The organism is Haloplanus natans DSM 17983, from assembly GCF_000427685.1.
GTDB lineage: Archaea > Halobacteriota > Halobacteria > Halobacteriales > Haloferacaceae > Haloplanus > Haloplanus natans.
The window spans coordinates 866,715-893,575 of record NZ_KE386573.1; the positions used below are offsets into that span (position 1 = coordinate 866,715).

Below are 26,861 nucleotides of genomic sequence, written 5' to 3' on the forward strand. Positions count from 1 at the left end.
CCACAGGCCGGCCCGTCCTCGCCGATCGATAGGTTCGAGTGAGTGGCCACCGACCGTCCCGCATGAACGTCGAACTCAGGTGTTACGGCGCCGTCCGCACGGCCCTCGGAGCGCAGTCCCTCGAACGCTCCCTCCCCGAAGGAGCGACCGTCGCGACCGTGCTCGACCGACTCGGGGAGGCCAATCCCGACTTCGCCCGACTCGCTCGCGACGAGGACGGGGTGGTCGTGATGCGTGATCGCACTCACCTCGATCGGGACGCTCCCCTCGCCGACGGCGACGTGGTGAGCCTCTCCACGTCGCCGGTGCGGGACTGATCTGCCAGCGGTATCGACGACGAGCGTCGTCGGCCGGGACCTATCAGAGGGAGCTCTCGACGACTGCCTCCGGGACCGTCCCGTCGTCGTTCCACTGTCGCCCCGCGTAGTACTGCTCCAGCGCCGACTCGAACCCCTCGATGTCGTACGGCAGGCGGTCGTCGGCCCGGTCCCGTCCACGCTGGTTGTTGAAATGCCGTTCTAGGGCCACGATTCGGTCACCGATGGCGTCGAGTCGTTCCCAGTCGGTCCGCAGCAACGCCGCGAAATCCGACTCGGTGACGTAGTCGTCTATGCCGAACGCACAGAGGACCCCGCTGTCACGGACTGCCATCTTGTTTTCCCGGTGGATCAGCAACTCGACTTTCTCCGCGGAGAGCCCGTTGGGGTCGACGGCGCCGTCGTATTCCGGACTCAGCATGTTGCCGTACATGTGGTCGGCGCCGCGGTTCGCGACGGCGTACGAGAGCCCCTGTCCGTTGAGCACGCGGCCGTCGTGGGCGGCGAACTCCATGCCTTTGACGCTCCAGTTCTCGACGCCGAGGTCCGCGTGTGCGCGGTCGACCCCCTCCGCCAGTAGATCCCCGATCCCCTCGCGGTGGGCGATTTTGGGCAGGAGGTCGTGGACGAGTTCCGCGTTCCCGAACTCGTCCTCGGCAGCGAGATACGCGGCGACGACGTTGCCGGCGCTGATCGTGTCCATCCCCAGCAGGTCACAGAGCTCGTTCGACTGCATCACGTCCACGATATCACCGATCCCCTGGTTGCTGCCGAACGAGAACACCGTCTCGAACTCCGGTCCCTCCGTCTCGACGCCGGACGCTTCGTCCCTCGTGGGGAGTTTACAGGCGAAGGCACAGACCGAACAGGCCGCCTTCTCGTATTTTTTCGATTCGACGGCGTCGCCGTTGATGCCCTCGACGTCCTCGAACGACAGTTCGGAGAAATACCGGGTGGGAAGCGAGAAGTTGTCGTTGATGAACTGCGTGCCGGCGGTCGTCCCCTGACGTTTCATCATGTCGTCGGTCGTCGCCGCCTCGCCGTGGATCTCGGACTGGACCTGAGACGAGAGGTCGACCGTCGGCGCCGACTCGCCCGCAAAGGAGATGGTCTTGACGCCTTTTGAGCCGAGCACGGCGCCGAGTCCCCCGCGTCCGAACGCCCGCGAGTCGTAGGTCATGACGCAGGCGAACCGGACCAGGTTCTCGCCGGCCGGCCCGATGGTGACGAGGTTCTCCGATTCGAGGCCGTGGCGGTCGTTCATCACCTCGCTCACGTGGGGGACGTGGGCCTCGCGCAGTTCGGGCACCGTCTCGAATTCGACGCCGTCGTCGCTCACGTGGATCGCCAGCAACTCGTCGCTCTCGCCGACAACCTCGACGACGGGGTAGCCGGTCCCCGCGAAGTTTCGGGAGAGGTAGCCGCCGGCGTTCGTCGAGACCAGGCCGTCGGTCAGCGGCGAGAGGGCGGTCATGTTCATGCGGCCGGTGAACGACATCCGTGACTGCTGTAACGGCCCGGTCGAGAGGTACGCTCGGTTCTCCGGGCCGAGCGGATCGGCGGTGAACGGAATGCGCTCGTGGGCGAGTTTGGTTGCGATGCCCCGCCCGCCGAGGAACGATTCGAGGTGGTCGTCGATGGCCGATTCCTCGACGCTTCGGTCCCCGACGTCGATCGTCAACAGGGGTCCGTTGGCGTGTTCCATGGTGGTTCGGGTAACGAGAGCGTCGCACATGAACGTTCGGATGGGGACAGTCGTGTCGGCGCCCCACCGGCATCGACGGCCCGCCGTAGGGGATAACGGTGTCCCCGTGGTTCGCGGACCCTCCCGACGAATCACGGGTTCGGGCTCACACTACCCCGTCTCATACGATTTATCGTAAGTCAGTACCGGTGGCCGAGATGGGCCGACGATCCACCGGTGAACAGTTACAATAATCCGTATCAGTCGTAGACGCGTCTGTCGATCCGGTTCGCCTCGACGTACTCCCAGTCGTACTCGACGCCGAGTCCCGGGCCGGTTGGCACGGGCACCGTACCGTCGTCGTCGATCGCGTCGATGCGGTCGGTGTACCCTCCCTGGTAGACGGGATACTCTGTGTGGGGACGCTTCGACTCCGGGTGGACGAGCCCGAGTTCGTAGAAGTTGGTGTTGCGCGTCGCAGCCATACAGTGGCGCTGTGCGGGCCCAGCGAGGTGATACTCGATGTCGACGCCGAGCCCTTCCGCGGCGCGGGCAATCTTCATCGCCCCCGTGATTCCGCCGTCCCACTCGGGGTCGGCGCGGGCGAAGTCCGTCGCGCCGTTCACAACGAAATCGGTCGTCGGCTCCAGTCCCCGCACGAGTTCCGTCAGCAAGAGCGGCGTGTCGAGGCGCTGGCGCAGGTTCTGGTGCCCGTGCTGTGACCGACCCCCGTCACTGTACGGGTCCTCGTACCAGAAGTAGTCGTACTCGTCACACACCGTCCCCACGGCGAGGGCGTCCGCGAACGTCTCGTATTTCGAGACCGGATCGTGCATCAACCGCATCCGATCCCCGACCCGCTCGCCGACCGCTCGGATCAGGGCCTGCTCCCGTTCGATGTCGGTCTCCCCACACCAGGTGTGGGTCTTGAACCCCGGATAGCCGTATTCGAGGCAGGTCTCCGCGAAGTCGGCGAAGGCCGCCGGGGAGTCGAGGCCGTCCTCGGGATTCGCGAAGTACGTCGAGGCGTACGCGGGCAACCGCTCCCTGTACGTCCCGAGCAACTGGTGGATCGGCGCGTCGACGTGCCGGCCGGCGAAATCCCAGAGGGCGATATCGAGCATACCGAGTCCCATCTGGTCGTACTTGCGGAGCCCCTGGCGCATCGACGCCCAGTGTCGCTCTCGATCCAGCGGATTCTCGCCGAGCAGGGACCGGGCACACATGTCGATCTGTGCGAGCCCCGGGCCGTTCCCACCGATGTACTCCCCGGTCACCCCCACGTCGGTGTGGATGCGGATCCCGTGTGCGGTTCGCTCGTGTGTCTCCCCCGGCGCGTAGACGAGTTTCCGGACCGCCGGTTTCAGGCGGGCGCCTTCGACCGGATAGGTGAACGAGTCGACCTCGATCCGGGTGATCGTCGGGCTCATGGGTCGCCACCCGCGTCCGTCCGTGCCGTTCCCTCGGCCGTCTCGTGTGGCAGTCCTCGTGGCGCCGTGTCCGTCCGTTCGTGTTCGATCACGGTGTGCTAACGACGCGAGTCGGAGTATAAATTAGTTGGTGCGGAACCCTCGGCCCCGAGACGCCCGCGCTACGCCTCCATCTCCTGTTCCACTTTGTGTTCGATCTGGCTCGTTATCCGCAGGAGGTCGTCGCCGTACTCCTCGATCAGGTACTCCTCCGGGAGGCTGGCCGCCGGACCGAACACGTTGATCGCACCGACCTTGCCCGTCGGTCCCGTGATGACCGCGCCGATGCCGTTTATTTTTTCGTGCCACTCGCCGCTACTGATGGCGAAGCCGCGGTCACGGATGGTGGACACCTCCGCGAACAACTCCTCTGCGGTCGTTACGGTGTCGTCCTCCCGGGGCGGCAGTCCGGTCTCCTCGACGTACGCCCGGATTCGTTCGTCCGACTCCTCGGCGAGCATCGCTTTCCCCGGGGCGGACTGGTGTAGATACTCCCGTCGCCCCGGGAGGAAGTTGACCTGGAACATATTGGAGTCGTTGTTGATGTAGACGCCGATGGAGTAGTTGCCCTGTTTGACGGAGAACTTGACCACGTCGTCGACGTTGTTCGCCATCTTCTCCACGCGGTTTTTGGCCACCTGACACAGCTTGCTCTGCTTTTTGACGTGTTCCGCGTGCGTTATGAACATGAAACTCAGCGCGTACTCGCCGTCGGTGTTGTCCACGTATTTCGTCTGCTCCAGCGTCTTCAGATACTTGTGGACGTGACTCTTCTCCATGTCCAGATACTCCCCGAGTTCCGTCACGCCGGCGCCGCCCAGTTTCTGTAACGCCTGGACCACCTCGAGCAGTTGTTCGCCCGATTTGATCGTGCCGGGAGTGTTGCGGTTCACCATGGCACGAAAACTAATTCGCAGTGACTTAATCGTTTCTCTATAAGTAACGCCGCCCACGAAATGTCTATATATTCGATATCTGACGGTATTTGCCGGTCGTTCGTGGTCCCGGATAGAACAGAAGTTAAAGACCAAATTTTATTCTCGCCAAAAGCCGACTGTTCGTGTGTTTACGATGGCACGAATCGACACCCCCTCGGGTCGGCCAGGAGAACGAGCCTCGATACGGCGCGCCGGCCGTCGTCGTCGCCGATTCCGGCGGCTACGCTGTCGATATCTCGCCCGAATCGGCCGACAGCGACGACGCGACCGTACTCGGCGGTAACACACACTCGGTGACCACCCATAGTTGCACTCACGCGCCGTTCGTGACCGTGACGGCGCCCGAATCGCCGTTTCATTTCACGAAACGAGTTCGAGTCGAGCGAGCCCGCCGTTTCGACGGGACGCCTTACTGTGGTGTGGTGTCATGGCACAGTAACTCGGTGAGCCGTTCGTCGCACCGGCGCTACGCGGACGCTCCCGTGGAACACGGTCACGGGCCGTGGAGTCGTCGGGCAGTCGGGGCGGCGTTATCTTATTGTGAACGGCCGAACGCTCCGGACCGACGACCGACGTGCCGCGTCTTTTATGTGTGCCGCATCGCATGAAGTAGCAAGACATGACCGACAACCGCGACGATAGCGATCGACCGTCGAGCAAGGTCGCCCGGCTGATCGACGAGTACGGCCTCGGCGAGTCGTTCGGCGACGAACTCGAACGGCTCTGGACCGCCGAGGGCGACGAGCGTCGGAGCCTCCGTGACCTCGCGGCGCTGTTCAACCGACGCCTTCTCGACAGTGCCCTGACCGCAGCGGGGGCGTCGACGGTCAGTGGCGAGGTGGAGAACCTCTATCGCCTCCTCACCGCCGACGACGTGAGCAGCGGGATGCGGACGGAGGCACGCGCCCGACTCGAACGCGACGGCGTCGACGTCGACGGCCTCGAACGCGATTTCATCACCTATCAGGCCATCCGCTCGTACCTGACCGAGTACCGCGACGCTACGTACGAGGAGCCGTCCGATAGCGAGCAGGTCGAGTCGGTCGTCGATACGATCCAGCGCCTCCGCTCGCGGCTCCGGTCGATCACGGAGGGGAGTCTGGACCGCCTCCGCTCGACCGACCGGCTCACCCTTGGCACTTTCCGCCTGTTCGTCGATGTCGACGTACTCTGTGAGGACTGTGGCGCCCAGTACAGCGTCGTCGAACTGCTGGAACGAGGTGGGTGTGACTGCGCGGCCGACGAATAGCAATAACACCGATATGGGTGTTAGCCAATCGGGTACTCAAATCTCCGTCACGCGGGCGTACACGTCGTCGAGGGCCTGTGCGTCCTCGGGGAGGAGGGCGGCGACGAGGAACTCGGCGTAGTCGGCGACGTACTCGATCAGAGCGGCGATACGGTCGGAGTCGATGGCTTCGAGCGAGTCGAGCAGCATGAACGGTAGCGTCTCGTACACGTCGTGGACGAGGTAGCCTGCGAGCGCGAACACGAGGCCGGTCACCTCGCGTTCGCTCTCGGAGAGGTGGTCGATGGTGTCCTCGAACGTCGCCCCGTTCTCGGTGCTCCGGACGATGTGGAGTTCGAACAGCGTCTTTTCGACGGTTCGACGCCCCTCGCGGACGGTGCGTTCGACCCGTTCGATCCAGATACGTTCGAGGTTCTCGTAGCCGAGGATGTCGAGGACAGAGGCCATGTGGTCGTTGAACTGCTCGACGGCGTTCTCCTCGATCCGGTCGATCCGCGTCCGGAGATCACGCAGCTCCGCGTTGAGTTCCTCACGCTGGGACCGGAGCTGGTCTTCCTCGGTCAGGCGCTCCTCGATGGCGCCGATCCGGTCGGCCACGTCGTCGAGGTCCGACTCCAGCCGTCCGAGCTCGAACTCGAGCTGATTTGCCTCCTTGTGCAGGTCGAGAATGTCGCCGAAATCGTCGGACTCCAGGGTTTCGATCTCGGCCTCGAGCGCCTCGATGTCCTCGTTGAGCCCCTCGCGCTCGGCGCGCAAGCTCTCGAGCCGGGTCTCGCGGTCCTCGATCTCGCCGTCGATGTCGCTCAGTTTTCGCTCGATGGTCTCCTTGCGCTGCTGTTGTTTCCGGTAGGTCCGGCGCTCGTCTTTCAGCTGACTCAGTTCCGATTCGAGCGATCGAATCGTCTCGAGTTTCTCCTGGCGGATCTCCCGGAGCTGATCGAGCGTGTTCGTGATCCGATCCGCCTCGACGGTGGTGCCGCAGGTCCAGCAGACGACCGATTCGTCGACGAGCGCGTCCGTCACGGCGCCGTCCTCGTCCCCGCCAAGGTGTGCTGCGATCGACCCCGTCTCGTCGAGTTGGTCCTCGTTGAACCCGATGACGTCTTGTAGATCGCTCACCTCGCGTTCGAGTGTCTCCTTTCGCTCCCGGAGGCGCTCGATTTCGTTGTCGAGGTCGGCGTGTTCGCCCATCGGCGTCTCGGGCAGGTCGTCGCGCTCGCCTTCCAGTTCCCGGCGCTCGGCCGTGAGCGACTCGATGCTCTCCTGCTGGAGGTCGATGTCGGATCGCACCCGCTCCAGCGACGAACGCTTCTCCCGCAGGTCGTCGAGCCGCGATTCGAGCTCCCGTTTCTCCTCCCGCGTCTCGTCGAGGTCGGCGTCTAGCGTCTCGATGTCCTCCTCTTTCGCCGCCAGTTCCGCCCGCTTCTCCTCGATATCGCCTTCGAGGCGGCTCCGCTTCCGTTCGAGCTCCGGTAGGTCGCCTTTCAGGTCGTCGAGTTCGTCGAGTTCGTCGTCGATCCGGGATTTCTCGCGTTCGAGTTCCCGGATCTCTGCCCGGATCGCCTCGGTGTCGACCGGCCGCATGATGAGTTCGCGTAGGTCCGCGCCCCGGGCGACCGATCGCCGCGCCTCGTTCGACTCCAGCAGGAACGCGAAGAGATCCGCCAGTTCGGGGTCGTCCAGAAACGGGTCCCCCCCAGTCGTCACCGTGCCGTTCGTCCGCGTGAACGTCCGTACGTAGCGCTCGTCCCCGACCGTGAGTTCGACGCGCCCCTCGTCGGCGTCGGCCTTGAGTGAGGCGTCGTCGCTCCCCATGACTGCCATGATCGAACGGAGCAACGACGTTCGGTTCGTCGCGTTTCTCCCCGTCAGAATCGTGATCCCCGGATCGAACTCCACGGCCGTCTCGTCGATGCCGCCGACGTTCCGCACCCGAAGGGTAGCTTCCTGCCCAAGTAGTTTCGTATCCATTTCGGTCTACCCTCACCCTCGTATCATAAAAACGTTGTTGTACTCCGCCGCCGCGCGCTAAAATAACAATATTACTGGTGTTAGAAAACCTCCGATCGGCCCGTTTTCGTTTCGGAAACGAGGTGGATCACCATCGCAGTGTGTCGCTACCGCCGATGGAACGGGGTCGGGGTCGTTCCTCGGCGGGGGTTCGGGCGACAGTACGACCGAATTTCCGGACATCGACTCGATCCCGTTTGGGACAGGTGAACGATCAAGTGGGCTCCCACGGTAATGGATGTACCACTACCTGGCGACGCTCCGGCAGGAGGATTTCGTCGCCAAGACCGGCGACCAGTACGAACTCGGCCTCCAACCCCGGGAGAGTCCGTCAGGAACCGCAACTTCCTCTATCGCTCCGGCAAGGAGGAACTCGCGGAGACGACCGGGGAGTACGCGAACCTCCGTACCGACCGAGCGTCGCCGAACCGACGAGTCGACTGATACTGTTTATTGTAACTGGTTACCAGTGGGTCGCCGGACCGGCTTGGCGACCCACCGGTAATGACTTACAATAAACAGTATGAAGCGCACGCCGATCGACGAGGAATTTTCGTGTCGTGAACACGCTTCCGTGGCTCGGTACCGATCCTCGTTCGCGTGCGAGATTCGCCACTCCGGCCGTCCACACCCGCGTAGCTACTCCGGTCCGTCCACTCGCGGGGGCTGTGCGAGAACCCGCCGCGGGACGGCGCGGACAGCATCCTCGTCTCGGTGGCGTTCGCGATGTGCATGGTGCCGTCACCGGACCCGGATGAAGCGAGAGGGAGGGCGTCGACGGTCGATACCGCCCGCTCGCGGGCGGCCATACACCGTTCGCTCATCTCGCTCGGCGGGATGTCGTACGGTCGCTCGAACCCCGTTTCGATCGGTCCCGTCGTCCCGACGTCTCCCCTCTTCGGTCGATGCGTGGGGTGTTCCCGAGCGCTCGGGCCCGCGGTTCGTCGATTCGAGACCGGGCCACGGACATCACGGTGACGTACTACTCTAGTTAGATTAAATTTATCGTATCCGATTTCTATCATTCGGATCGTCGGCCCGAAACGGTGTGCGGAGCCCGAACGATTCGCCGAACTGGAGCGATTTCGACCGCCTCCGGAGTCCCATCGACCGACATCAGAACCGTCGAAACGGGTTCGAACTGTGAATTTCAGCCGTTCCAACGCGAACGATTTCGGCAACGTCGTCGGGCACTCTACCGCCACGAACGCCGGACCGGGTGGCCCTCCGTGTCATTACTGCACGCGTTATAACATTTGAATATACAGTAACAAAATTTGATATGATCTGTGGACGAAAGCTTCGCAGGCGTCCGATGGACCGGCGGGTTCGTGTCGGGACGCGCCGTTCGGTCCCGTCACGTTCGGCCCCACGTCCGTCGGATAGGGATGGATCGTTCGGTGGGGGACGAAATCGTACGAACGGTCGTCGACGTCGACCCCACTCTACCTGGTTCCGTCCGGTTTCGGTCTCTGATGCACGCTATCGTCGGTGAGCAGTCGACGGCGTCGACCGCCCGATCGCCCGTATCGGCCCCCCGGTTGGTCACCCACAGCGTCTCCCGGTCGAACCACGCGGCGAGTTTGTGGGCGCTCGTCCGGGCCGCTCGTCGCCGAGTCAGTGGCCGACGTTATTTTCTGCAAAACAGAATAAACGCCACCCTCAGAACCGCGAGTACGTCACGTTGAGTTCCAGTTCGTTGGCGACGCCGAGGAGGCTGTCGACGATGGACCGTTCGTGGGTGGACTCCTCGAGTCGATAGGAGGGTCCGGCGACGCTGATCGCCCCCAGAAGGTCGCCTTCGGTCGTTTTGATCGGGACGCTGATCGCCCGCATCCCGCGGATGTGTTCCCCGGCGTTGATGGCGTACCCACGGTCACGAACGGTGTCGAGGCGGTCGAGCAGGTGTTCCCGATCGGTGATAGTCTGATCGGTGAGCGCTGGCAGCCCCCGTTCGGCGAGGATATCGTCGACCCGGTCGTCCGGGAGGTGCGCGAGCAGTGCCTTCCCGCCGGCGATGCCGTTGAGCGCGACTGACGTGCCGATCCGGGTCTGTGTCTCCACGGCGTCGTCGCCCCGCTCCTGGAAGAGGACGATCCCTCGCCCCCGTTCCTCGACGACGAACTGACAGATCTCCTCGGTCGAGTCGGCGATTTCGCTGATTTTCGGCCGGATCAGGTGGACACTCGGCGTCTGCGCTCTCGCGTGTCCGCCGTGGTCGAGAAACCGAAGCCCGAGTCGGTACAGGTCCCCGTCTCTAACCACGTAGCCGTGGCGTTCCAGGGTCTGCAGGTGGTTGTGTACTGTGCTCTTCGACCGGCCGACCCTATCGGCGAGGGCCGTGAGTTCGCCACCGTTCGTCTCCTGAAGCGCCTCGACGATGGCGAGCGTCGTCTCGACCGACTTCACCGGGACGTTCGCGGGGTCTCCCATGCGACGCCGTACCCACCGAGAGACCTAATGTTCTTTCATTCAGAACAGTATACCGAAACGTCGCGGATACACGGGCATCATTTACCGTCCCGTCCGGTACAAGGAGCGACGAATCCACGTACAGACGTGCGCTAATAGGATTTGAGGCCTTCTCGGGACGATCGACAACCTGCTTCTGCTATACAGAATACAGGGTCGTCGGGCGGCGTCACTCGTCGACCGCGTCGAACGACTCGGCGACGGTCCGGCGAAGCGCCCACGCATCGGCCATCGATTCCGCGACGGCATCGTAGTACTCGTACAGGGCGTCGTACATCGACGCGGGCTCCGGGCGGGGTGTGTGTGTCGTCGCCGCGCCGCTCATCGCCTCGACCGCCGCGCCGAGGTCGGGGTATCGATCCACCCCGATCGCCGCCAGCATGGCGGCGCCTTTCGCACCCAGTTCGCCGTACGTGGGCACCGTCACCGGCGTATCGAGGCAGTCGGCGAACAGCCGACACCAGAACGCCGACCGCGTGCCACCGCCGCTAACGGTGATCGTCGTGGGGTCGGTCGGTAACGATTCGTAACAGTCGCGCGCAGCGAGGGCGACACCCTCGTAGACGGCCCGAAGGAGGTGGGCGCGGGAGTGGGAAGGGTCGAGACCGCTGAACCCCGCGCGTGCCGCCGGGTCGACGAACGGCGCTTTCTCGCCGGCGCTACTGAGGTAGGGGTGGTAGACGAGGCCGTCGGCGCCGATCGGCGCCGACCGTGCCGCGTCCTCGACGGCGCCGAAGTCGTCCGTCTCGGCGATCTGCGCCCGCGCCCAGTCGAGGTTCGGCGTCCCCACCATCGTGCCCATCGCACGGAGTCCCAGGCCGTCGATCCCGAGATCGAGCGTGTAGCCCGTCGGCGGCCCGACGATCCGTGGGCGTTCCAGAAGGACCTGGTTCTGGAGCGTCGTCCCGAGGACGGTCGACCCCTCGCCCGGTTCGTACGCGCCGCTGCCGTACGCCGAGGCCGCCACGTCCATCGTCCCCGCGACGACCGGTGTCCCGGCTGGAAGTCCGGTGGCTGCGGCGGCGTCGGCCGTCACCTCGCCGACGACGCTCGTCGGCGCGTCGACCCGCGGTTCGAGATCACCGACCGCCGGCACGCCGGCGAGTTCGAGGGTGTCGGTGCGGTAGCCGTCGCCCCGGATGTCGCGGTGGATCAGTGACGTGTCGGTCGGATCGCTCCCGACCGTCCTCGTCAGACGGGTGCGAATCCAGTCCTTGCAGCCGACGATCGTCGCCGCGCGGTCGAGGGCGTCCGGATCGTGCTCGCGAAGCCAGCGGACGATGGGCAGCGCCATCCCCGGAAAGGCACCGTAGCCACAGCGGTCGAACAGCGCTTCGCTCGTCCCGTCGTCGCGCCACGCCTCGACGATCGCCGACGCGCGGGCGTCCGTCCAGAGGATCGCGTTTCCGGCCGGCGCCCCGTCCGCGTCGAGCAGCCAGCACCCGCCGCCTTGGCCCGTGACGCCGACACCGACCACCTCGTCGCCGGCCGGCAGCGCCGTCACCACCTCACGGATCGCCCCGGCTGTCCGCTCCCACGTCGTCGTCATGTCCTGTTCCGCCCACTCGTCGCGGGGGTGGTGAACGCGGTTGTCGCGGGCGGCGTGGGCGCGTTCGGTCCCGTCAGCCGCGAACGCGACGGCCGTAATCGTCGTCGTGCCCGCGTCGACGCCGAGCAGACACCGCGTCATCGGCCGTCCCCGCGCAACTCGTCGCGGACGGCCGCCCGTGTCTCCCAGGCGTCGAACATCGCCTCGTAGGTCGTTCGGTACACCTCGTACCACTCGTCGTACCGCTCGGCGTACCCCGACCGAGGGTCGTACGATCGGTCGATCCCCGTCATCGCGTCGAGCCCGGCCTCGATGCCGGGGTACGCGTCCAGCGCGACGCCCGCGAGGAGGGCAACGCCGCGCGCGCCGAGTTCGCTCCCCTCGGGGACCGCCACAGTCGTGTCGAGACAGTCCGCGAACAGCTGACACCAGAACGTCGAGTCCGCGCCGCCGCCGCTGACGACGACGCGGTCGGCTTCGGTCGGCAGGTGTTCGTAGCAATCACGCATGGCGAGGGCGACGCCCTCGTAGACGGCCCGGAGGAGGTGGGCGCGGGTGTGGGAGGGGTCGAGGCCGCTGAACTGTGCGCGTGCCGCCGAGTCGATGAAGGGCGACCGCTCGCCCGACGAACTGAGATAGGGGTGATAGAGCAGGCCGTCGGCGCCGGTGGGGACCGACCGCGCCGCATCCTCGACGGCGTCGAAGTCGTCCGTCTCGGCGATCTCCGCCCGCGCCCAGTCGAGGTTCGGCGTCCCCGCCATCGACGCCATCGCCCGCGTGTATCGATCCTCGGTGATCGCCAGCGTGAAGCCGACCGGCTCGTCGAGATCCGGAACCGACTCGAGGATCGTCTGATTGAGCGCGGTGGTTCCCACGACTGAGGAACTGTCGCCCGGCCGTGCGGCGCCGCTCCCCACCGCGGAGGCGACGATGTCGATGACGCCGGAGATGACCGGCGTCCCCGCGGGAAGGCCGGTCCGTGCCGACGCCGACTCGGTGACCGTGCCGACGATGGATGTCGCCGGTTCGAGTCGGGGAAACAGCGTTTCGACGCCCGGGACGCCGGCGAGGTCGGACAGTTCGTCCGTGTACTCGCGCGTACGGACATCGAGATACGGCAACGAGGCGTCGGAGAGATCGGTGGTCAGCTCCCCGGTCAATCGGTATTTGATCCAGTCCTTGCAGAAAAGCACCGTCTCGGCGCGGTCGAGCGTCGCCGGTTCGTTGTCGTGAAGCCAGCGCAGGATCGGAAGGCTCGCCCCCGCGAACAGCCCGTTGCCACAGATGTCGAAGATGCGCTCGCTGACCCCCGTCTCGCCCCACTCCTCGACGACATCCGCGGCGCGGTTGTCGTTCCAGAGGATGGCGTTTCGCGCCGGTTGCCCATCACCGTCGACGAGCCAACAGCCGTCGCCCTGGCCCGTGACGCCCACGCCAACGACGTGGTCGTCGGCCGATAGCGACGCACTCACGTCCTCGATGGTCGCGGCCGTCCGCTCCCACGTCGCCTCCATGTCCTGTTCGGTCCGACCGTCCTCGGTCAGAACCTCGTTTCTCCGACTCGCCCGGGCGAGTTCGTCACCTCCGGCCGAGAACGCCACCGTCTTGATGTTCGTCGTTCCCGCGTCGACGCCGATCAGTACCCCTGCCATGCGTCAACGCGGACGAGCAATCGTTATAATCTTTCGTGACCTGACAGCGGGCATCGGGGTCGTAGAAAAATTTATTAATGTTTGTGTTAAACGGTGGGCTCGTGCCTGTGGCACGCATAGGCACCCGCAGTGTCAGGTAGCAGCCTGCGGGTAATCCGGCGGGGCGTGCGCCGCTCCCGCGGGTGGCCGGTCCGCGCCGGCGCCGACGCACCACAGTCGCAGTGACAATGACAGACCACAACGACTCTACGATCGAACGGGAACGTTCGTCGAGGCGGCCGCTGGTGGATCGGCGACGAGTGCTGCAGACGATCGGCGGCGCCTCCGTCGTCGGACTGGCCGGCTGTTCGAGCAACGACGGCTCCGGCGGCGGCACCAGCACCGGCGGTGGCGACGGGAGCGGTGGCGGCGGCGGAAGCTCCGGCCTCCCCTCCCGGTCCGCCGCGGTGCAGGAGTGGGGCGAACGCATCAACCAGCACTGCCGGCAGGCCGGTATCGACTGGAAGCAGTTCGAGGGAACGTCGCTCATTACCGGGATGAACGTCCATCCGTTCACCTCGGTGACCGAGCCTCTCCTTCCCTACTTCGAGGAACTGACGGGGATCAGCGTCCAGTACAACACGTTCCCGGAGGACCAGCTCTGGCAGAAACTGACGCTCGACCTGAACTCCCAGACGGGGGTCTTCGACGGGTTCTTCCTCGGCCTCTGGCCGAGTGCCCGGTACCACAACGCCGGCTGGGTGAAAGACCTCAACCAGTATATCGACGATTCGAGTCTGACGGATACGGACTGGCTCGCCCTCGACGACTACCCGCAGGCGGCGCTCGACGCGTTCACGTACGGCGACGACGACTTCATCGCCATGCCGTTCGGCATCGAGGCCTACGGCTGTCTCGGCTACGACAAGCCGACGCTCGAGACGGTCGGCATGGACGTGCCGACCGACTACCCGTCGATGCGCGACGTAGCGAAGGCCATCCAGGAATCCGACGAGGTGGACCGTGCGGGTATCTGCTCCCGGGCGAGTTCGACCACCCTCTCGTCGGCCAACTGGGCAACGGTGTTCAAGTCCTACGGCGCGGATTGGCTCGACTACGGGAACCGGCAGGCGACCCTCGACTCCAGTCAGGGCGTCGCGTCGCTCGAAATCTTCTCCGAGATGATGGGCGACTACGGCCCCGCGGACATCGGCTCGTTCGACTGGTACCGATCCAACCAGGCGATGGGCAACGGGCGGGTCGGCATGATTCTCCACACGCCCTCGGCCATCGGCCCGTGGACGACGGAGCAGCGCCAGCGGACCGAGTGGGTGCCGCCGGTGCCCGGTCCGGACGGCGACCAAGTCGCGAGCACCTGGGAGTGGGCGATGGGGATCAGCCAGTACACCGACAACCCCGGTGCGATGTGGCTGTTCCTCCAGTGGGCCACCTGCCGGCCGATGATCCTCCTCAACAACGTCCAGCAGTGGGAGGGCCAGCCGGTGTACGGTCCGGCCCGCAGCAACTGGCTGTTCGAGCAGGACGAGTACCTCGAGAACGGCCCCAAGGAGTCGTGGCGGGAGGCCCACCGTCAGGGAATGGAGATGGTGCCGTCCTCGCCGCCGCCGGTGCCCCTGCACACGCCCCAGAACATGGACATCATGACCGAGGCGGCGGTGGCGATGAACGCCGCCGTCACGGACACCAAATCGGCCCAGCAGGCACTCTCCGACGCTGCGCCACCAATCACGGAGTTCGCCAAGGAGATCCCGAGCGAATACCTGTCCTAATGGAGGGGTGTTCGTGATCGGAATTGGAGAGATACAGGCGAAGGTCGGCCGGCTGCGAACCCGGGAGCCGTTGCTCAACCGGCTCGACATCTCCGACCGGACGCTGAAGTGGCTGTTCCTGCTCCCTTCGGTCGCCATCCTCGCCTTTCTGGCGCTCTATCCCTTCTTCATGGGGATTTGGATGAGCTTCCACGAGTGGTCGTTGGCCGGCCAGACCCAGACGTGGATCGGGCTGGAGAACTACGCGTCGCTGCTCGCCGAGAGCCGCTTCCAGAACTCCCTCGAGAAGACCGTCATCTTCACCGGCGCCTCGGTGACCGTCGAGTTGCTCCTCGGGCTCGGTCTGGCGCTCTACCTGCGGTCGGTGACGAGGACGTGGCGCCCGATCTTCCGGACCATCTTCATCCTCCCGATGGTGATGACGCCCATCGCCACCGGGCTGATGTGGCGACTCCTGCTCAACAGCCAGATCGGCGTCGTCAACTGGATGATCGAGACGTTCCTCGGCGTGTCTGCACCCGCGTGGACCTCGTCCCCGACGATGGCGATGGCGACGCTGATCATGATCGACGTCTGGCAGTGGACGCCGCTGATCATCATGATCGTCTTCGCGGGCCTGCTGTCGGTCCCCGAGACGCTCTACGAGGCCGCGCGTGTCGACGGCGCGCCGCGCTGGGCCGTCTTCCGACACATCACGCTGCCACACATCAAGTATATGATCGCAATCGCGGTCGTCTTCCGGCTGATGCGGAGCTTCCGGAGTTTCGACATCATCTGGCTCGTGACCGGCGGCGGCCCCGGCACGTCGACCGAGATCCTCAACATCTACCTGTACCGCGTCGCGTTCGTCAACCTGGCCGGCGGGAAGGCGGCCGCGCTCGGCCTGATCTTGCTGGTGATCACGATCGGAACGACGATGGGTATCCTGCGGTTCGCGGGGGCACAATGAGCAGCCGTACCGTCGGGGTCGGCGACCGACTCGCCGCCCTCACCGACGACCCGAAACACGCCGTCGCCGTCGCGGTGAAATACGGCTTCGGCGCCCTCGTGAGCCTCTGGATGCTCTTTCCGATCTACTGGATGGTCCTCACCAGCCTGCAGTCGCGGTCGACCATCCTCGACTCGACGCCGACCTTCCTGCCGTTCGATCCCACCCTCTCGAACTACGTCACGGTCTTCGTCGAGAACGAGTTCCTGACCTACCTGACGAACAGTTTCATCGTGGCGGCGGGGGCCGTGACGATCAGCGTCATCATCGGCGTCCCGGCCGCGTACAGCCTCTCCCGGATGGATATCCCGGGCGATCACCACATCAGCTTCTGGATTCTCTCGACGCGGATGGTGCCGCCGCTGTCGATTCTGGTGCCGCTGTACGTCTTCCTGTCGGGGGCGGGTCTGACCCGCAGCCTCGCGGGACTGACGATCACGCATTTCCTGATCACGCTCCCGATGATCATCTGGATCGTGAAGGGGTTCATCGACGAACTCCCCGAATCGATGGAGGAGTCGGCGATGATCGACGGCTGCAACCGGATTCAGGCGTTTCGCGAGGTGGTGGTTCCGCTGGTCAAACCCGGCATCGCCGCCGCGGCGTTTATCAGCTTCATCTTCTCGTGGAACAACTTCCTGCTGGCGCTCGTACTGACCGGCGGGAACACCAAGACTGCACCTCTGCAGATCCAGGCCTCGATGGGGTATCTCTCCATCGACTGGGGGATGCTCGGCGCCGCGGGCACCGTGACGGTGCTCCCCGTCGTCCTTATCAGCCTCGCCATCCGCAACTACTTGGTGGAAGGATTGACCATGGGGGCGGTCAAAGAATGACGCTCACTACGGAGACTCACTCATGAAGGCGCTAATCACGGCGAACATCGACGACGACGCTATGGAACGACTACGACGCGACCTCGACTGTGAGGTTGTGTACCATCCGATCGAATCGCGCACCGAACGCTTCTCGACCGACGAGTTCGTCGAGTTACTCGACGGCGTCGAGTTGCTGATCGTCGGCTACGAGGGCGTCTCCGCCGAGGTACTTGACGCCGCGTCCGACCTCGAACTCATCGCGTGTCCGCGAGGCGGCCCGGACGCGAACGTGGACATCGCGGCCGCCACCGAGCGTGGGATTCCCGTCCTCTACGCCCCCGGCCGAAACGCGGTCAGCGTCGCGGACTTCACGCTCGGCCTAATCTTGAGTGTCACGCGCCATATCGCTCACAGCCACCACCTCCTTCACACCGGAACCTACACCGGCCAGCCGAGCGCCGATTCGGCCGAAGGCGGCGAACGCGAGGACGTGACCTGGGGCATCGCCGAGGGCTCGCCGTACGTCGAGCTCAAGGGCCCCGAACTCGAGGCCAAGACGCTCGGCATCGTCGGCATGGGCGCCATCGGCCGCAAGGTGGCGGCCCGCGCCGCCGGTTTCGACATGGACCTCGTCGGCTACGATCCGTATATCGACGCCGACGAGATGGCCGACTACGGCGTAGAGAAAGTCGACGACTTGGACGCCCTGCTCGACCGGGCGGCCGTCGTCACGCTCCACGTCCCGGTGACCGACGCGACACGCGGCCTGATCGGTGCCGACGAGTTCGACCGGATGCGCGACGACGCCTACTTCATCAACACGGCGCGGGGCGCGCTCATCGATCAGGACGCCCTCGTCGGCGAACTGCAGTCCGGCGGGCTCCGCGGCGCGGCACTGGACGTCTACGACGAGGAGCCGTTACCGGACGACCACCCGTTGTTGGCACTCGACAACGTGGTGACGACGCCACACCTCGGCGGCGCCGCCGAGGAAGTCGTCACCCGCCACTCGCGGATGGTGGTCGACGACATCGCCGCGGTGCTCGCCGGTGAGACGCCAGATCACGTATCGAATCCCGAAACGCTCGAACCCGCAACGACCGGAGGATAACATGGGCAACGTCACCCTCGACGGCGTCGGTAAGGTGTACGACTCGGCCGAGGAGCAGGTGGTCGCGGTGTCGGATCTCGACCTCGACATCGAGGACGGCGAGTTCCTCGTCCTCGTCGGGCCGTCCGGCTGCGGGAAGTCGACGACCCTGCGCATGATCGCCGGTCTCGAAACGATCACCGAGGGCACCATCACCATCGGTAACGAGGTGGTAAACGAGAAGGAGCCGAAAGATAGGGACATCGCGATGGTGTTCCAGAACTACGCGCTCTACCCGCACAAGACGGTGCGGGAGAACATGTCCTTCGGCCTCAAATACTCGAGCGATCTCTCCACGGCGGAGATGCGCGAACGCGTCGAGGAGACGGCCGAGATGATGGGTATCGAGGAGCTCCTCGACGAGAAGCCCTCGCAGCTCTCGGGCGGGCAGCGACAGCGCGTGGCGCTCGGCCGGGCCATCGTCCGCGACCCGGCGGCCTTCCTCTTCGACGAGCCGCTGTCGAATCTCGACGCCAAGTTGCGGACGCATATGCGGACCGAGATCACGAAATTGCAGACCGACCTGGACGTGACGACGGTGTACGTCACCCACGACCAGGCCGAGGCGATGACGATGGGCGACCGCATCGCCGTCCTCGACGGCGGCGAACTCCAGCAGGTCGGCACGCCGAACGAGGTGTACAACCACCCGGCCAACGAGTTCGTCGCGGGCTTTATCGGCTCGCCGAGCATGAACTTCATGTCGATGTCGGTCGTCCGCCGCGGCGGGACGACGGCGCTCGTCGCCGACCACGACGAGTCGCTCACGTATCGGCTCGACGACGCGGCGTCGGATCTCCCCGTCGAACCGGGTGATAGCGTGACCCTCGGGGTTCGACCGGAGGATCTCCGGATCGTCGACGGCGCCGAGTCCAACGGCGAGGGGCGCCGGCTTGACGCGGCGGTACAGGTGGTCGAACCGATGGGGAGCGACAACTTCCTGTCGCTCGACGTCGGCCTCGACGATGCGTGGGTCGCCCGCGTCGACCCCTCCTACACGCCCGAGGAGCGAACGTCGATTCAGGTTACCCTCGACTACCACGCGCTCAACCTGTTCGACGACGACGGGATGACGATCAAATCGCGGGGTACAGAGGTGGAATCGTTCCACGGGAGGGTCTCGCCGAGTCATTAACCACTCTCCACGAGTCGAATCGAGCCACGAACAGCGACCTGCGGACGATCAGTACACACCACATACAATGGCAGAAAACCTACAGTACGGCGCGGAACGGACGACCGTCAGCGACCTGGGACGCGAGATGCTCGCCCAAGGGCTGACGAAAGGAACCGGCGGTAACGTGAGCCAACTGTGCGCCGACGGCGAGACGGTCGCGATCAACCCGTCCGGTGTCCCCTACGAGGACGTGACGCCGGAGCGTGTCTCCCTCGTCACGCTCGACGGCGAACAGGTGGCGGGCGACCTGGACGCCTCCAGCGAGACGCCGATGCATACGATGATCCTCCGGCGCCGCGACGACATCGGCGGCGTCGTCCACACACACTCCCCGTACGCGAGCACCTTCGCCTCGCTCGGCGAACCCATCCCGGCGTCACACTACCTGATCGCCTTCGCCGGCGATCAGGTCCCCGTGGCGGGCTACGAGAAGCCCGGCAGCGAGGAACTCGGCGAACTCGCCGCGGAGACGATGGGCACCGACTACGACGCGTGCCTCCTCCAGAACCACGGCACCCTCGCCGTCGGCGAGACGGCCGAGGAGGCGTTCGAGGTGTCGATGATGGTCGAATACTGCGCGCGCATCCACTATCAGGCGATCAGCGTCGGCGACCCGGTCATCCTGCCCGACGAGGAGGTCGACCGCCTGCGCTCGGTGTTCGAGAGCTACGGCCAGCACTGACCTGCCCGACCGGAAGACACAACCGGCCCGGGTAGTAACGGCGCGCATGGACGATCCCCAACTCGTCGGCATCGACCTGGGGACGGCGGGCGCGCGGACGACCGCCTACACCGCGTCGGGCGAAGTCGTCTTGAGCGGTCGGTCGGAGATCGACAACCACACTATCGAAGAGTGGGAGCGTGCCCTCCGCTCGGCCGCGCTGTATCTTCCCTCGAAGCGGACGATCTGTTCGGTCGACAGCACCTCGGGGACCGTCGTCGCCGTCGACGCGACCGGCGACCCGGTGTTCGAGCCGTCTATGTACTACGAGTCGGCGCCGGAGCAGGCGGAGCGGCTCCGTTCGCTCGGCCCGGTACAGGAACTGGCGGCGCGGGGGCTCTCGCTCTCGGCGACGAGCCCGCTCTCGAAGATCCTCCGACTCCGGGAGCGCCACCCCGACCGCTTCGAGTCGGTCGAGTGGCTGCTCAGCCCGACGACGTGGCTGCTCAACCGGCTCAAACACGAGGCTGAGGAGCGGTGGACGGACGTACGCACCGACTGGACGAACGCGCTCAAATTCGGCGCCGACATCACCCGGGACCCGCCGACGTGGTTCGAGCCGCTGTTCGATCGGGTCGACCTCCCGACGCATCTCCTCCCCGACATCGAGCCCCCGGGGACGTACGTCGGCGTCGCGGCGAGCGAGTTCGCGGAGGACATCGGCCTCGGCGGCGCGGAGTTGTACCAGGGCATGACCGACGGTAACGCGTCGGCGCTCGCGGCCGGGGGACTGGAACCCGGCGACTACAACATCACCTGTGGGTCGACGAGCGTCGTGAAGTACGTCTCGGAGTCGATCAAACCCCACGACGCGCTCTACTACCACCGCCACCCGATCGAGGGGTACTTCGCCGGCGCCGCCGCCCAGACCGGCGCCGTCTTCCGGTGGTTCTGTCGCACCGTCTTCGATTTCAGCGAGACGCGCGGGCTGGAACTCGCCCAGCGTGTCGCCCCCGGCGACGAGTACGAGATGATCCTCCAGGCCGACCGGAGCCCCTTCTTCGATCCGACGATGGGCAACTCCTTTTTCGGTATCTGGCCGGATAGCGACCTCTCGACCGAGGCGGTTCGCGGCAGGTTCCTCCGTGGCATCGCCACCGGCATCGCCCTCGCGGAGTACACGTACCTCCCGCTCCTCGAATCGCAGTTCGACACGGATATCGACCGCGTCCACCTCGTCAGCGGCGGGCGAGCGGGCGGCGACGACCCGGTGAGCTGGTGGAACGAACTCCGGGCGTCGATCTGGAACCGCGAGACGGTGCAGATGGAGCCCCGTACCACGGTCGGCTCGCTGATTCCGGCGACGCTCTCGGCGGGCCTGTTCGACGACGTGAACGAGGCCAGCGACGCCCTCCTCCGCTCTCACGGGATGCTTGACTCCGACCCGACGCTCCGGGAGCGATACGCGGACGACCGCGAGTCTTTCACGGAGCGGTGGCGGGCCGTCAACGACTACTACGAGTCGTGGTACTGACAGTCCTCACTCGCCCCCGGTGACCGACACCACCTGCAACAGCGAGTAGACGGGGACGCCGGCGAGGCTGTCCACCCCGCGCTTGTCCACGAGGACGACGCAGGCAACGGGGTCGCCGCCGCGGGTGCGGACCGCCTCGATGGTCTCTTCCATCGTCGTGCCGCTCGTGATCGTGTCGTCGACGACGTAACACTCGCGGTTCCGGATGTCCGCGAAGTTCCGCGAGAACGACCCGCCGAGTTCGTCCAGTTCGCCCTCCTCCCAGTGGTGCTTGCTCGGCGTGTACGTACCGAGGTCGGTGTCGAGTTCGCGGGCGACGGTCGTCGCCAGCGGCGCGCCGGCCTTCTCGATGCCGATGGTGAGGTCGACGGCCTCCCCCTGCTTCCCGAGGAGGTCGGCCATCGCCGCCCCCGCGTAGTGGAGACGGGTGCTGTCCCGGCCGAACGCGCTCCAGTCGACGTGGATGTCGCGTGGCTCCTCGTCGTCGGCCGCAGTCGCGGCCCGTGGACGACTGCCGCTTCGCTCGACCAGCCAACTCGCCGTCTCGCGAGAGACGTTCAACTCGTCGGCGATTTCGCCTTTCGTCAGCCCCCGCTCCGCGAGGTCCGCCGCGCTCTCGATGAGGTCGTCGACGTTTTTCATGCCGGCCGTTCGCTCCCCGTCGGTATCGGCTTTTCCCCTGAATACTTTTTCGAACCAGAGTAAATTTTATTTCGGCACGGGTGGTAGGGGGTGTCATGACAGTGACGACAGCGACGACAGACGAATACGGACTCTACGTCGACGGGCAGTGGGTGTCGGGGGGCGACACCCTCGCCGTCGACGACCTGGCGGACGGTGGCGTGTTCGCGCGGGTCGCGACGGCGGACGAGCGACGGGTGGAGGCGGCCCTACACGCGGCGGCGCGTGCGGAGTCGGCGATGGCCGACGCTACGATCGTCGAGCGGACGCGCTGGCTCGACGGAATCGCGGCCGCTATCGACGACCACGCGGACGAACTGGCCGAGGTCGTCGTCCGCGAGGCCGGCAAACCGATCGCGAGCGCCGAGAGCGAGGTGGCGGCGGCGGCCGAGCGCTTCCGCCGCGCCGCCGGCGAGGCCCGGGACGTGCAAGGCGAGTACGTCGAGGGGACGACCCCCGGTCACGAGGGGTGGAACGCCATCGTCGAGCCCCGACCGGTGGGAACGGTACTCTGTATCGCTCCCTACAACTACCCGCTGGCGACGACGGCGCTCCAGGTGGCGCCCGCACTCGCGGCGGGCAACAGCGTCCTCCTGAAGCCCTCGTCGAAGACGCCGGTCTGTGCGATGGTCCTCGCTCGACTGATCGACGACGCGGTCGATCTGCCGGACGGCGGGTTCAATGTCCTCCCCGGCCCGTCTTCGACCATCGGAGACGCCCTCGCGGGCGACGACCGGATCGACGCCATCGCCATGACCGGCTCCTCAGCGGCCGGGGAACGCGTCGCCCGCGAGAGCGGCATGGTCACGCTCCACATGGAACTCGGGGGGAACGCCCCGGCCATCGTCTTCCCCGACGCCGACCTCGTGGCCGCCGCAGCCGACTGTGCGAAGGGTTCGTTCAAGTTCGCCGGGCAGCGCTGCTCGGCGATCAGTCGAATCCTCGCCCACGAGTCGGTCCACGACGACCTGGTGGATCGGCTAGCGGCCGATGTCGACGACTGGCAGCCCGGACCGTTGTTCGATCACGACACCGCGGTCGGGCCGCTCATCACCGAGGACCACGCCGCGTGGGTCGCCGAACTCGTGACCGACGCGGTCGACCGCGGGGCGACCCTCGTCGCCGGCGGGGAGCGAGACGGCCGGCGGTTCGAGCCGACCCTCCTCGCCGACGTTCCCCGGGACGCCCGAATCCTGTACGAGGAGCAGTTCGGCCCCGTCGCGGCCGTCACGCCCATCAGCTCCGAGGCTGACGCCCTCGATCTGGCGAACGCCGACGACCTCGGCCTCGACGTGTCGGTGTTCACCGCCGACCGCGACCGGGCGATGCGCGTCGCGGAGGCGGTCGACGCCGGCGCCGTCCGGATCAACGGCGCGCCGAGTCACGGGTTGGGCGATATCCCCTTCGGCGGCGTCGGCGCGTCCGGCATCGGCCGCGAGGGCCTCGGCTACACCATCGAGGAGTTCCTCACGACGAAAAGCATCGTGTTGTGAGGGAGTGCTTGCCGGGGCTATCCCTGCCGTTCCCCGTCACACAACGTCGGGGCGGTGAGCAGCCATGAACCGACACGTGCTCGCCCCCATCGGGACGGCGCTCGACCGCGTCGCCGACGAGCGAGCGGAGGTCGAGGCCGAACGCGACGCGTTCGCGGCCTTCGTCGCTCGCGTCGAGACGTGTCCGGCCCGATCCGAGCCGAGCGTGACGGCACCCGACCCCACGGCGAGGCTCCGGACGACGGGGCTCGGCGCCGACGTCAACCGCACGGCAAGACTGCGACGGGCCTACCGCGAGACGGTGATGGCCGTCGATCACTACGACGCCGTCTACGGCGAATCGTTGCCCGTCAACGTCGCCTCCGAGTTCGGTGTGGACGTGGCGACGGCGCTGTGTCAAACCGTCCCGTTCACGTCCGCGCTCAAGGGGACGCTCTCCGACGCCGCGACGACTGCCCAGGCGGAACGCGAGCGGTTCGACGAGATACTCCGACGGGAGCGACGGTCGCTCGCCGACGCCGAATCCGCCCTCGACGACGTCGTCACCGCCATCCGTCGCCGTTCTACCGACCATCCGGACGATGCGACGACCCCATCCCTGGCCGAACTGGAACGGCGCTGTGACCGCATCGGCACCGAGCGCCAACGGGCCGTCCAGCGCCAGCGACGGTTCTCCCGCGAAGGGGACGCCCTCTACGAGTACCTCTACGGCGACCAGTCGTGGACGTACCCCGTCCTGTCGGCCGTCGCGACGCTGGGCGAGGACCTCTCGGCGATGCGTGACGGGGCGTCCGACGGCGCTCGGTAGCGCATCATATCAGTTTCAAAAACTGTATCGAAAATATATGTCATTGACGACGACCGCTTCGATCGAATCGAACGTAAACGCGTTTTATCGCTACTTTGGGGACTATCGTTCGAAAACACGTTGGCTTGGTCGAACCGACCGCTTCTGACCTCTCCAATCTTGGAATTTCTCTATAGAGTGGCCGAGTACGTCAAAAACAAATGTCTCGGCATCGACGTTCGTGTCGGCCGACTAAATTTCGAGTTCATGGTAAAAAAGCAGATATAAACGTGGACAAACACGTAGGCGGATCGGCCTAGTCGGCGGCGACGCTCGGCGCCGCGCCGTCGACGACCGTCTCGGGGAGCGTCTCGAGGTAGTCGTCGAGATCGAGGGCGAACGCGGCGTCGGTCCCGAGGTCGAGCCAAGAAAACGAGAACTCCGTGCCGCGTTCGGGGCCGGCGCCGGTGACGGTGTGCGTCCACGCGTCGCGGGGTTCGTGAACGGGTGCGTGGTAGAAGTGGCGCACGTACCGCTTCGGCGGCGATTCGCGGCGGGTCCACACGTCGGTAACGAGGTGGTCGACCCCCCCGAACGTCGCCAGGCCGCTCTCCTCGACGGCCTCGCGGTACATCGCCTCGCGTGGCGTCTCTCCCGGTTCGACGGTCCCTTTCGGTATCTGTAGGCCATCGTGGGTCGGCCCCTCGAACACCAACACCTCCGACCCGTTTCGGGTGATGTAGGCACATACTTTCTGGACGTACGTCACATCCTGTGCTATCATACTCTACGTCTGTCGGAGTCACACGTATAGTCGTGTTCATATATGATCCTATAGGTGTTCTAGTTCGACATTCGAGACGACTCGGAGCGAATCGTTGTTCTCCGATATATCGGTTTCAGTTACTGTTTTAATTTTTTATATGAAGGTGGCCGATTTCGACGGCACGCCCGACGACGAGCGAGGCCGACGGTTCGCGGGTCCCGGAACGTCGACGCCGTCGAAACCGGCCTCTTCGAACGAACTCGTTCCGGTTTACACGGGTAAATCGCCGCCGGAAAGATATCGACGTAGGGGGGTCCGGAACCAGGGACTGCGATTTCGGTATCGTCCGTGGGTCGTTTCCCTCACACGTCGGTAAATCTGGCTTTCCGACGTGTATTCGAATGGGAAGAATGTCCAAACTAACGGATTTTATATATGTTTGCGTGGGGGTCGGAACGCCCTCCTCCTCCTCGATAATATAACGAGCTTATTTCTGTTATTCGACTGTGTGTTCGGTCGACGGACCGGTTGCCGATCGTGTCGACGTTCGGTCGTGTCGCACGCGGCGTGTCCACGTTCGCGGTGGTCGGTGCGGCGGCGTCGAGCGTCCGTATTCGAAATAGTCGGAATACTCCGTGTCGACCGTCCCCTGTTCCGCGGTCGGAGGGCTTGAGACACACCAACACCCGATGACACTTCGACTATTTCGAATCGGCGCCGGGACTGGGCTGCGATGGCGTCCGAACGCGTCCGGTTCCGACCCTCCGAAATATCCGGAACTATAATGACGGTTCGACGCATGGCAATCGTATGGCTTCGACGCAACCGCTCAAATCACTCTGTCGGGCCAATCGTATCGTCCAGCGACTCATCGAGTTGGGGACAGCGTCGGTGAGCGAGTTGGCCGACGAATTCGATATGCCGCTCAGTACGACCTACGAGTACGTGAACACGCTCGAGAAGATCGACTACATCAGAAAGCAGTCCGACGGGCGGTACTGTGTCGGGTCGGCGTTCCTCGAGATGGGGAACCAGGCTCGCCGTAACCACGCAGTGTACAACGTCGCGGAGCCGGAGATCCGTCGACTGGCCGAAGAGACCGGTGAATTTGCCGGACTGATGATCGAGGAGGACGACCTCGGCGTCCTGTTCTCGATGAAGAAGGGTGACAAGGTGAAACGGCTCAAGGTCAACCGGACGTATCCGGGCGTCAAGACCCGACTACACACGACTGCGTTCGGCAAGGCGATTCTCGCACAACTCTCCGACGCCGAAATACGGGACGTGGTCGAGCAGTACGGGCTTCACCCGCGGACGGAGAACACGATCACGCAACTCGACTCGCTTCTCGAGGAGATGGAACGGACCCGTGAGCGCGGCGTCGCCTTCGACGATCAGGAGTGTTTCGAGGGGATGCGAGGCATCGGGGTCCCGATTACGGACCGATCGGACACGGTCCTCGCCGGTATCGCGCTGTACGGCCCGCCGACCCGTCTCGACGACGAGGCGTTTTTCGACGAGTATCCGTCCCTGGTGCAGGAGTACGGGAACGTGATCAGGGGCAACCTCGAGTACTAGCGCGCCGGTCCGTCGACGCGTATTCCACCGTCGCTGGCCGGTTCGAGCCCCACGATTCGACGATTCCCGAGTGGTATTACACGAAAAATCGATACTATTATGAGCTATTCACTGCAATT

General features: G+C 65.2%; 21 protein-coding genes. 12 read left to right on the forward strand and 9 right to left on the reverse strand.

The annotated features are described in order from the left end of the window. The first annotated feature begins 62 nt into the window (after window positions 1–62). Window positions 63–317 carry a MoaD/ThiS family protein gene (locus tag HALNA_RS06690; protein ID WP_049935625.1) on the forward strand — a complete coding sequence of 85 codons (255 nt, stop codon included), beginning with the start codon at window positions 63–65 and terminating at the stop codon, window positions 315–317. Window positions 318–360: 43 nt separating this feature from the next. Here the strand turns inward: HALNA_RS06690 and HALNA_RS06695 are convergent, their stop codons facing one another. The 3 genes from HALNA_RS06695 to HALNA_RS06705 form a co-directional block, all read right to left on the reverse strand. Then, window positions 361–2,022 (reverse strand): aldehyde ferredoxin oxidoreductase C-terminal domain-containing protein, encoded by a 1,662-nt coding sequence (locus HALNA_RS06695; RefSeq protein WP_049935626.1) that lies wholly within the window; start codon window positions 2,020–2,022, stop codon window positions 361–363. A 239-nt stretch (window positions 2,023–2,261) separates the two neighbouring features. Continuing rightward, window positions 2,262–3,431, reverse strand: coding sequence for an enolase C-terminal domain-like protein (locus HALNA_RS06700; protein ID WP_049935627.1), 1,170 nt, complete (start codon window positions 3,429–3,431; stop codon window positions 2,262–2,264). A 161-nt stretch (window positions 3,432–3,592) separates the two neighbouring features. Further along, window positions 3,593–4,366 carry an IclR family transcriptional regulator gene (locus HALNA_RS06705; protein WP_049935628.1) on the reverse strand — a complete coding sequence of 258 codons (774 nt, stop codon included), beginning with the start codon at window positions 4,364–4,366 and terminating at the stop codon, window positions 3,593–3,595. A 661-nt stretch (window positions 4,367–5,027) separates the two neighbouring features. Here HALNA_RS06705 and rdfA point away from each other — a divergent pair. Next, a complete protein-coding gene (gene rdfA / locus HALNA_RS06710) occupies window positions 5,028–5,657 on the forward strand; it encodes a rod-determining factor RdfA (protein ID WP_049935629.1) in 630 nt (209 codons plus the stop codon). Window positions 5,658–5,693: 36 nt separating this feature from the next. On the opposite strand, the gene HALNA_RS06715 is transcribed toward rdfA, so the two are convergent. The 4 genes from HALNA_RS06715 to HALNA_RS06730 all read right to left on the reverse strand — a co-directional run bounded on the left by HALNA_RS06715 (window position 5,694) and on the right by HALNA_RS06730 (window position 13,340). Beyond that, the gene (locus HALNA_RS06715) at window positions 5,694–7,628 is read right to left on the reverse strand and encodes an archaea-specific SMC-related protein (protein WP_049935630.1); all 1,935 of its coding nucleotides are present in this window, start codon (window positions 7,626–7,628) and stop codon (window positions 5,694–5,696) included. 1,701 nt (window positions 7,629–9,329) lie between these two features. Continuing rightward, window positions 9,330–10,100: an IclR family transcriptional regulator gene (locus HALNA_RS06720; protein ID WP_049935631.1), complete on the reverse strand. Its 771-nt coding sequence runs from the start codon at window positions 10,098–10,100 to the stop codon at window positions 9,330–9,332. A gap of 208 nt (window positions 10,101–10,308) precedes the next feature. Further along, complete coding sequence (locus tag HALNA_RS06725) at window positions 10,309–11,829, reverse strand: FGGY-family carbohydrate kinase (protein WP_049935632.1); 1,521 nt, start codon at window positions 11,827–11,829, stop codon at window positions 10,309–10,311. Next, window positions 11,826–13,340: an FGGY-family carbohydrate kinase gene (locus tag HALNA_RS06730; protein WP_049935633.1), complete on the reverse strand. Its 1,515-nt coding sequence runs from the start codon at window positions 13,338–13,340 to the stop codon at window positions 11,826–11,828. The genes HALNA_RS06725 and HALNA_RS06730 overlap by 4 nt, the downstream gene beginning before the upstream one ends. 284 nt (window positions 13,341–13,624) lie before the next feature. Between HALNA_RS06730 and HALNA_RS06735 the strand changes: the two genes are divergently transcribed. The 7 genes from HALNA_RS06735 to HALNA_RS06765 all read left to right on the forward strand — a co-directional run bounded on the left by HALNA_RS06735 (window position 13,625) and on the right by HALNA_RS06765 (window position 21,437). Then, complete coding sequence (locus tag HALNA_RS06735) at window positions 13,625–15,109, forward strand: ABC transporter substrate-binding protein (protein ID WP_157573471.1); 1,485 nt, start codon at window positions 13,625–13,627, stop codon at window positions 15,107–15,109. Between the two features lie 13 nt (window positions 15,110–15,122). Beyond that, on the forward strand, window positions 15,123–16,058 hold the full coding sequence (locus HALNA_RS06740) for a carbohydrate ABC transporter permease (RefSeq protein WP_157573472.1): 936 nt from the start codon (window positions 15,123–15,125) through the stop codon (window positions 16,056–16,058). Then, window positions 16,055–16,933: a carbohydrate ABC transporter permease gene (locus HALNA_RS06745; protein ID WP_049935636.1), complete on the forward strand. Its 879-nt coding sequence runs from the start codon at window positions 16,055–16,057 to the stop codon at window positions 16,931–16,933. The genes HALNA_RS06740 and HALNA_RS06745 overlap by 4 nt, the downstream gene beginning before the upstream one ends. Before the next feature lie 22 nt (window positions 16,934–16,955). Continuing rightward, complete coding sequence (locus HALNA_RS06750) at window positions 16,956–18,026, forward strand: 2-hydroxyacid dehydrogenase (protein ID WP_049935637.1); 1,071 nt, start codon at window positions 16,956–16,958, stop codon at window positions 18,024–18,026. Window position 18,027: 1 nt separating this feature from the next. After that, the gene (locus tag HALNA_RS06755; protein ID WP_049935638.1) at window positions 18,028–19,200 is read left to right on the forward strand and encodes an ABC transporter ATP-binding protein; all 1,173 of its coding nucleotides are present in this window, start codon (window positions 18,028–18,030) and stop codon (window positions 19,198–19,200) included. 67 nt (window positions 19,201–19,267) lie between these two features. Continuing rightward, on the forward strand, window positions 19,268–19,924 hold the full coding sequence (locus tag HALNA_RS06760; RefSeq protein ID WP_049935639.1) for a class II aldolase/adducin family protein: 657 nt from the start codon (window positions 19,268–19,270) through the stop codon (window positions 19,922–19,924). A 46-nt stretch (window positions 19,925–19,970) separates the two neighbouring features. Next, the gene (locus HALNA_RS06765) at window positions 19,971–21,437 is read left to right on the forward strand and encodes a xylulose kinase (RefSeq protein ID WP_049935640.1); all 1,467 of its coding nucleotides are present in this window, start codon (window positions 19,971–19,973) and stop codon (window positions 21,435–21,437) included. A 6-nt stretch (window positions 21,438–21,443) separates the two neighbouring features. On the opposite strand, the gene gfcR is transcribed toward HALNA_RS06765, so the two are convergent. Continuing rightward, window positions 21,444–22,079, reverse strand: a complete 636-nt coding sequence (gfcR, locus tag HALNA_RS06770) for a transcriptional regulator GfcR (protein ID WP_049935641.1) — start codon at window positions 22,077–22,079, stop codon at window positions 21,444–21,446. 95 nt (window positions 22,080–22,174) lie between these two features. On the opposite strand from gfcR, the gene HALNA_RS06775 reads away from it, so the two are divergent. Together HALNA_RS06775 and HALNA_RS06780 are read left to right on the forward strand one after the other, a co-directional pair. Next, on the forward strand, window positions 22,175–23,611 hold the full coding sequence (locus HALNA_RS06775) for an aldehyde dehydrogenase family protein (protein ID WP_049935642.1): 1,437 nt from the start codon (window positions 22,175–22,177) through the stop codon (window positions 23,609–23,611). Window positions 23,612–23,675: 64 nt separating this feature from the next. After that, a complete protein-coding gene (locus HALNA_RS06780) occupies window positions 23,676–24,419 on the forward strand; it encodes a DUF7260 family protein (RefSeq protein WP_049935643.1) in 744 nt (247 codons plus the stop codon). A gap of 295 nt (window positions 24,420–24,714) precedes the next feature. Here HALNA_RS06780 and HALNA_RS06785 read toward each other — a convergent pair whose 3' ends face one another. Next, the gene (locus HALNA_RS06785) at window positions 24,715–25,182 is read right to left on the reverse strand and encodes an NUDIX hydrolase (RefSeq protein WP_049935644.1); all 468 of its coding nucleotides are present in this window, start codon (window positions 25,180–25,182) and stop codon (window positions 24,715–24,717) included. Window positions 25,183–25,974: 792 nt separating this feature from the next. Between HALNA_RS06785 and HALNA_RS06795 the strand changes: the two genes are divergently transcribed. After that, a complete protein-coding gene (locus HALNA_RS06795; protein ID WP_084509934.1) occupies window positions 25,975–26,742 on the forward strand; it encodes an IclR family transcriptional regulator in 768 nt (255 codons plus the stop codon). Window positions 26,743–26,861 lie beyond the last annotated feature (119 nt).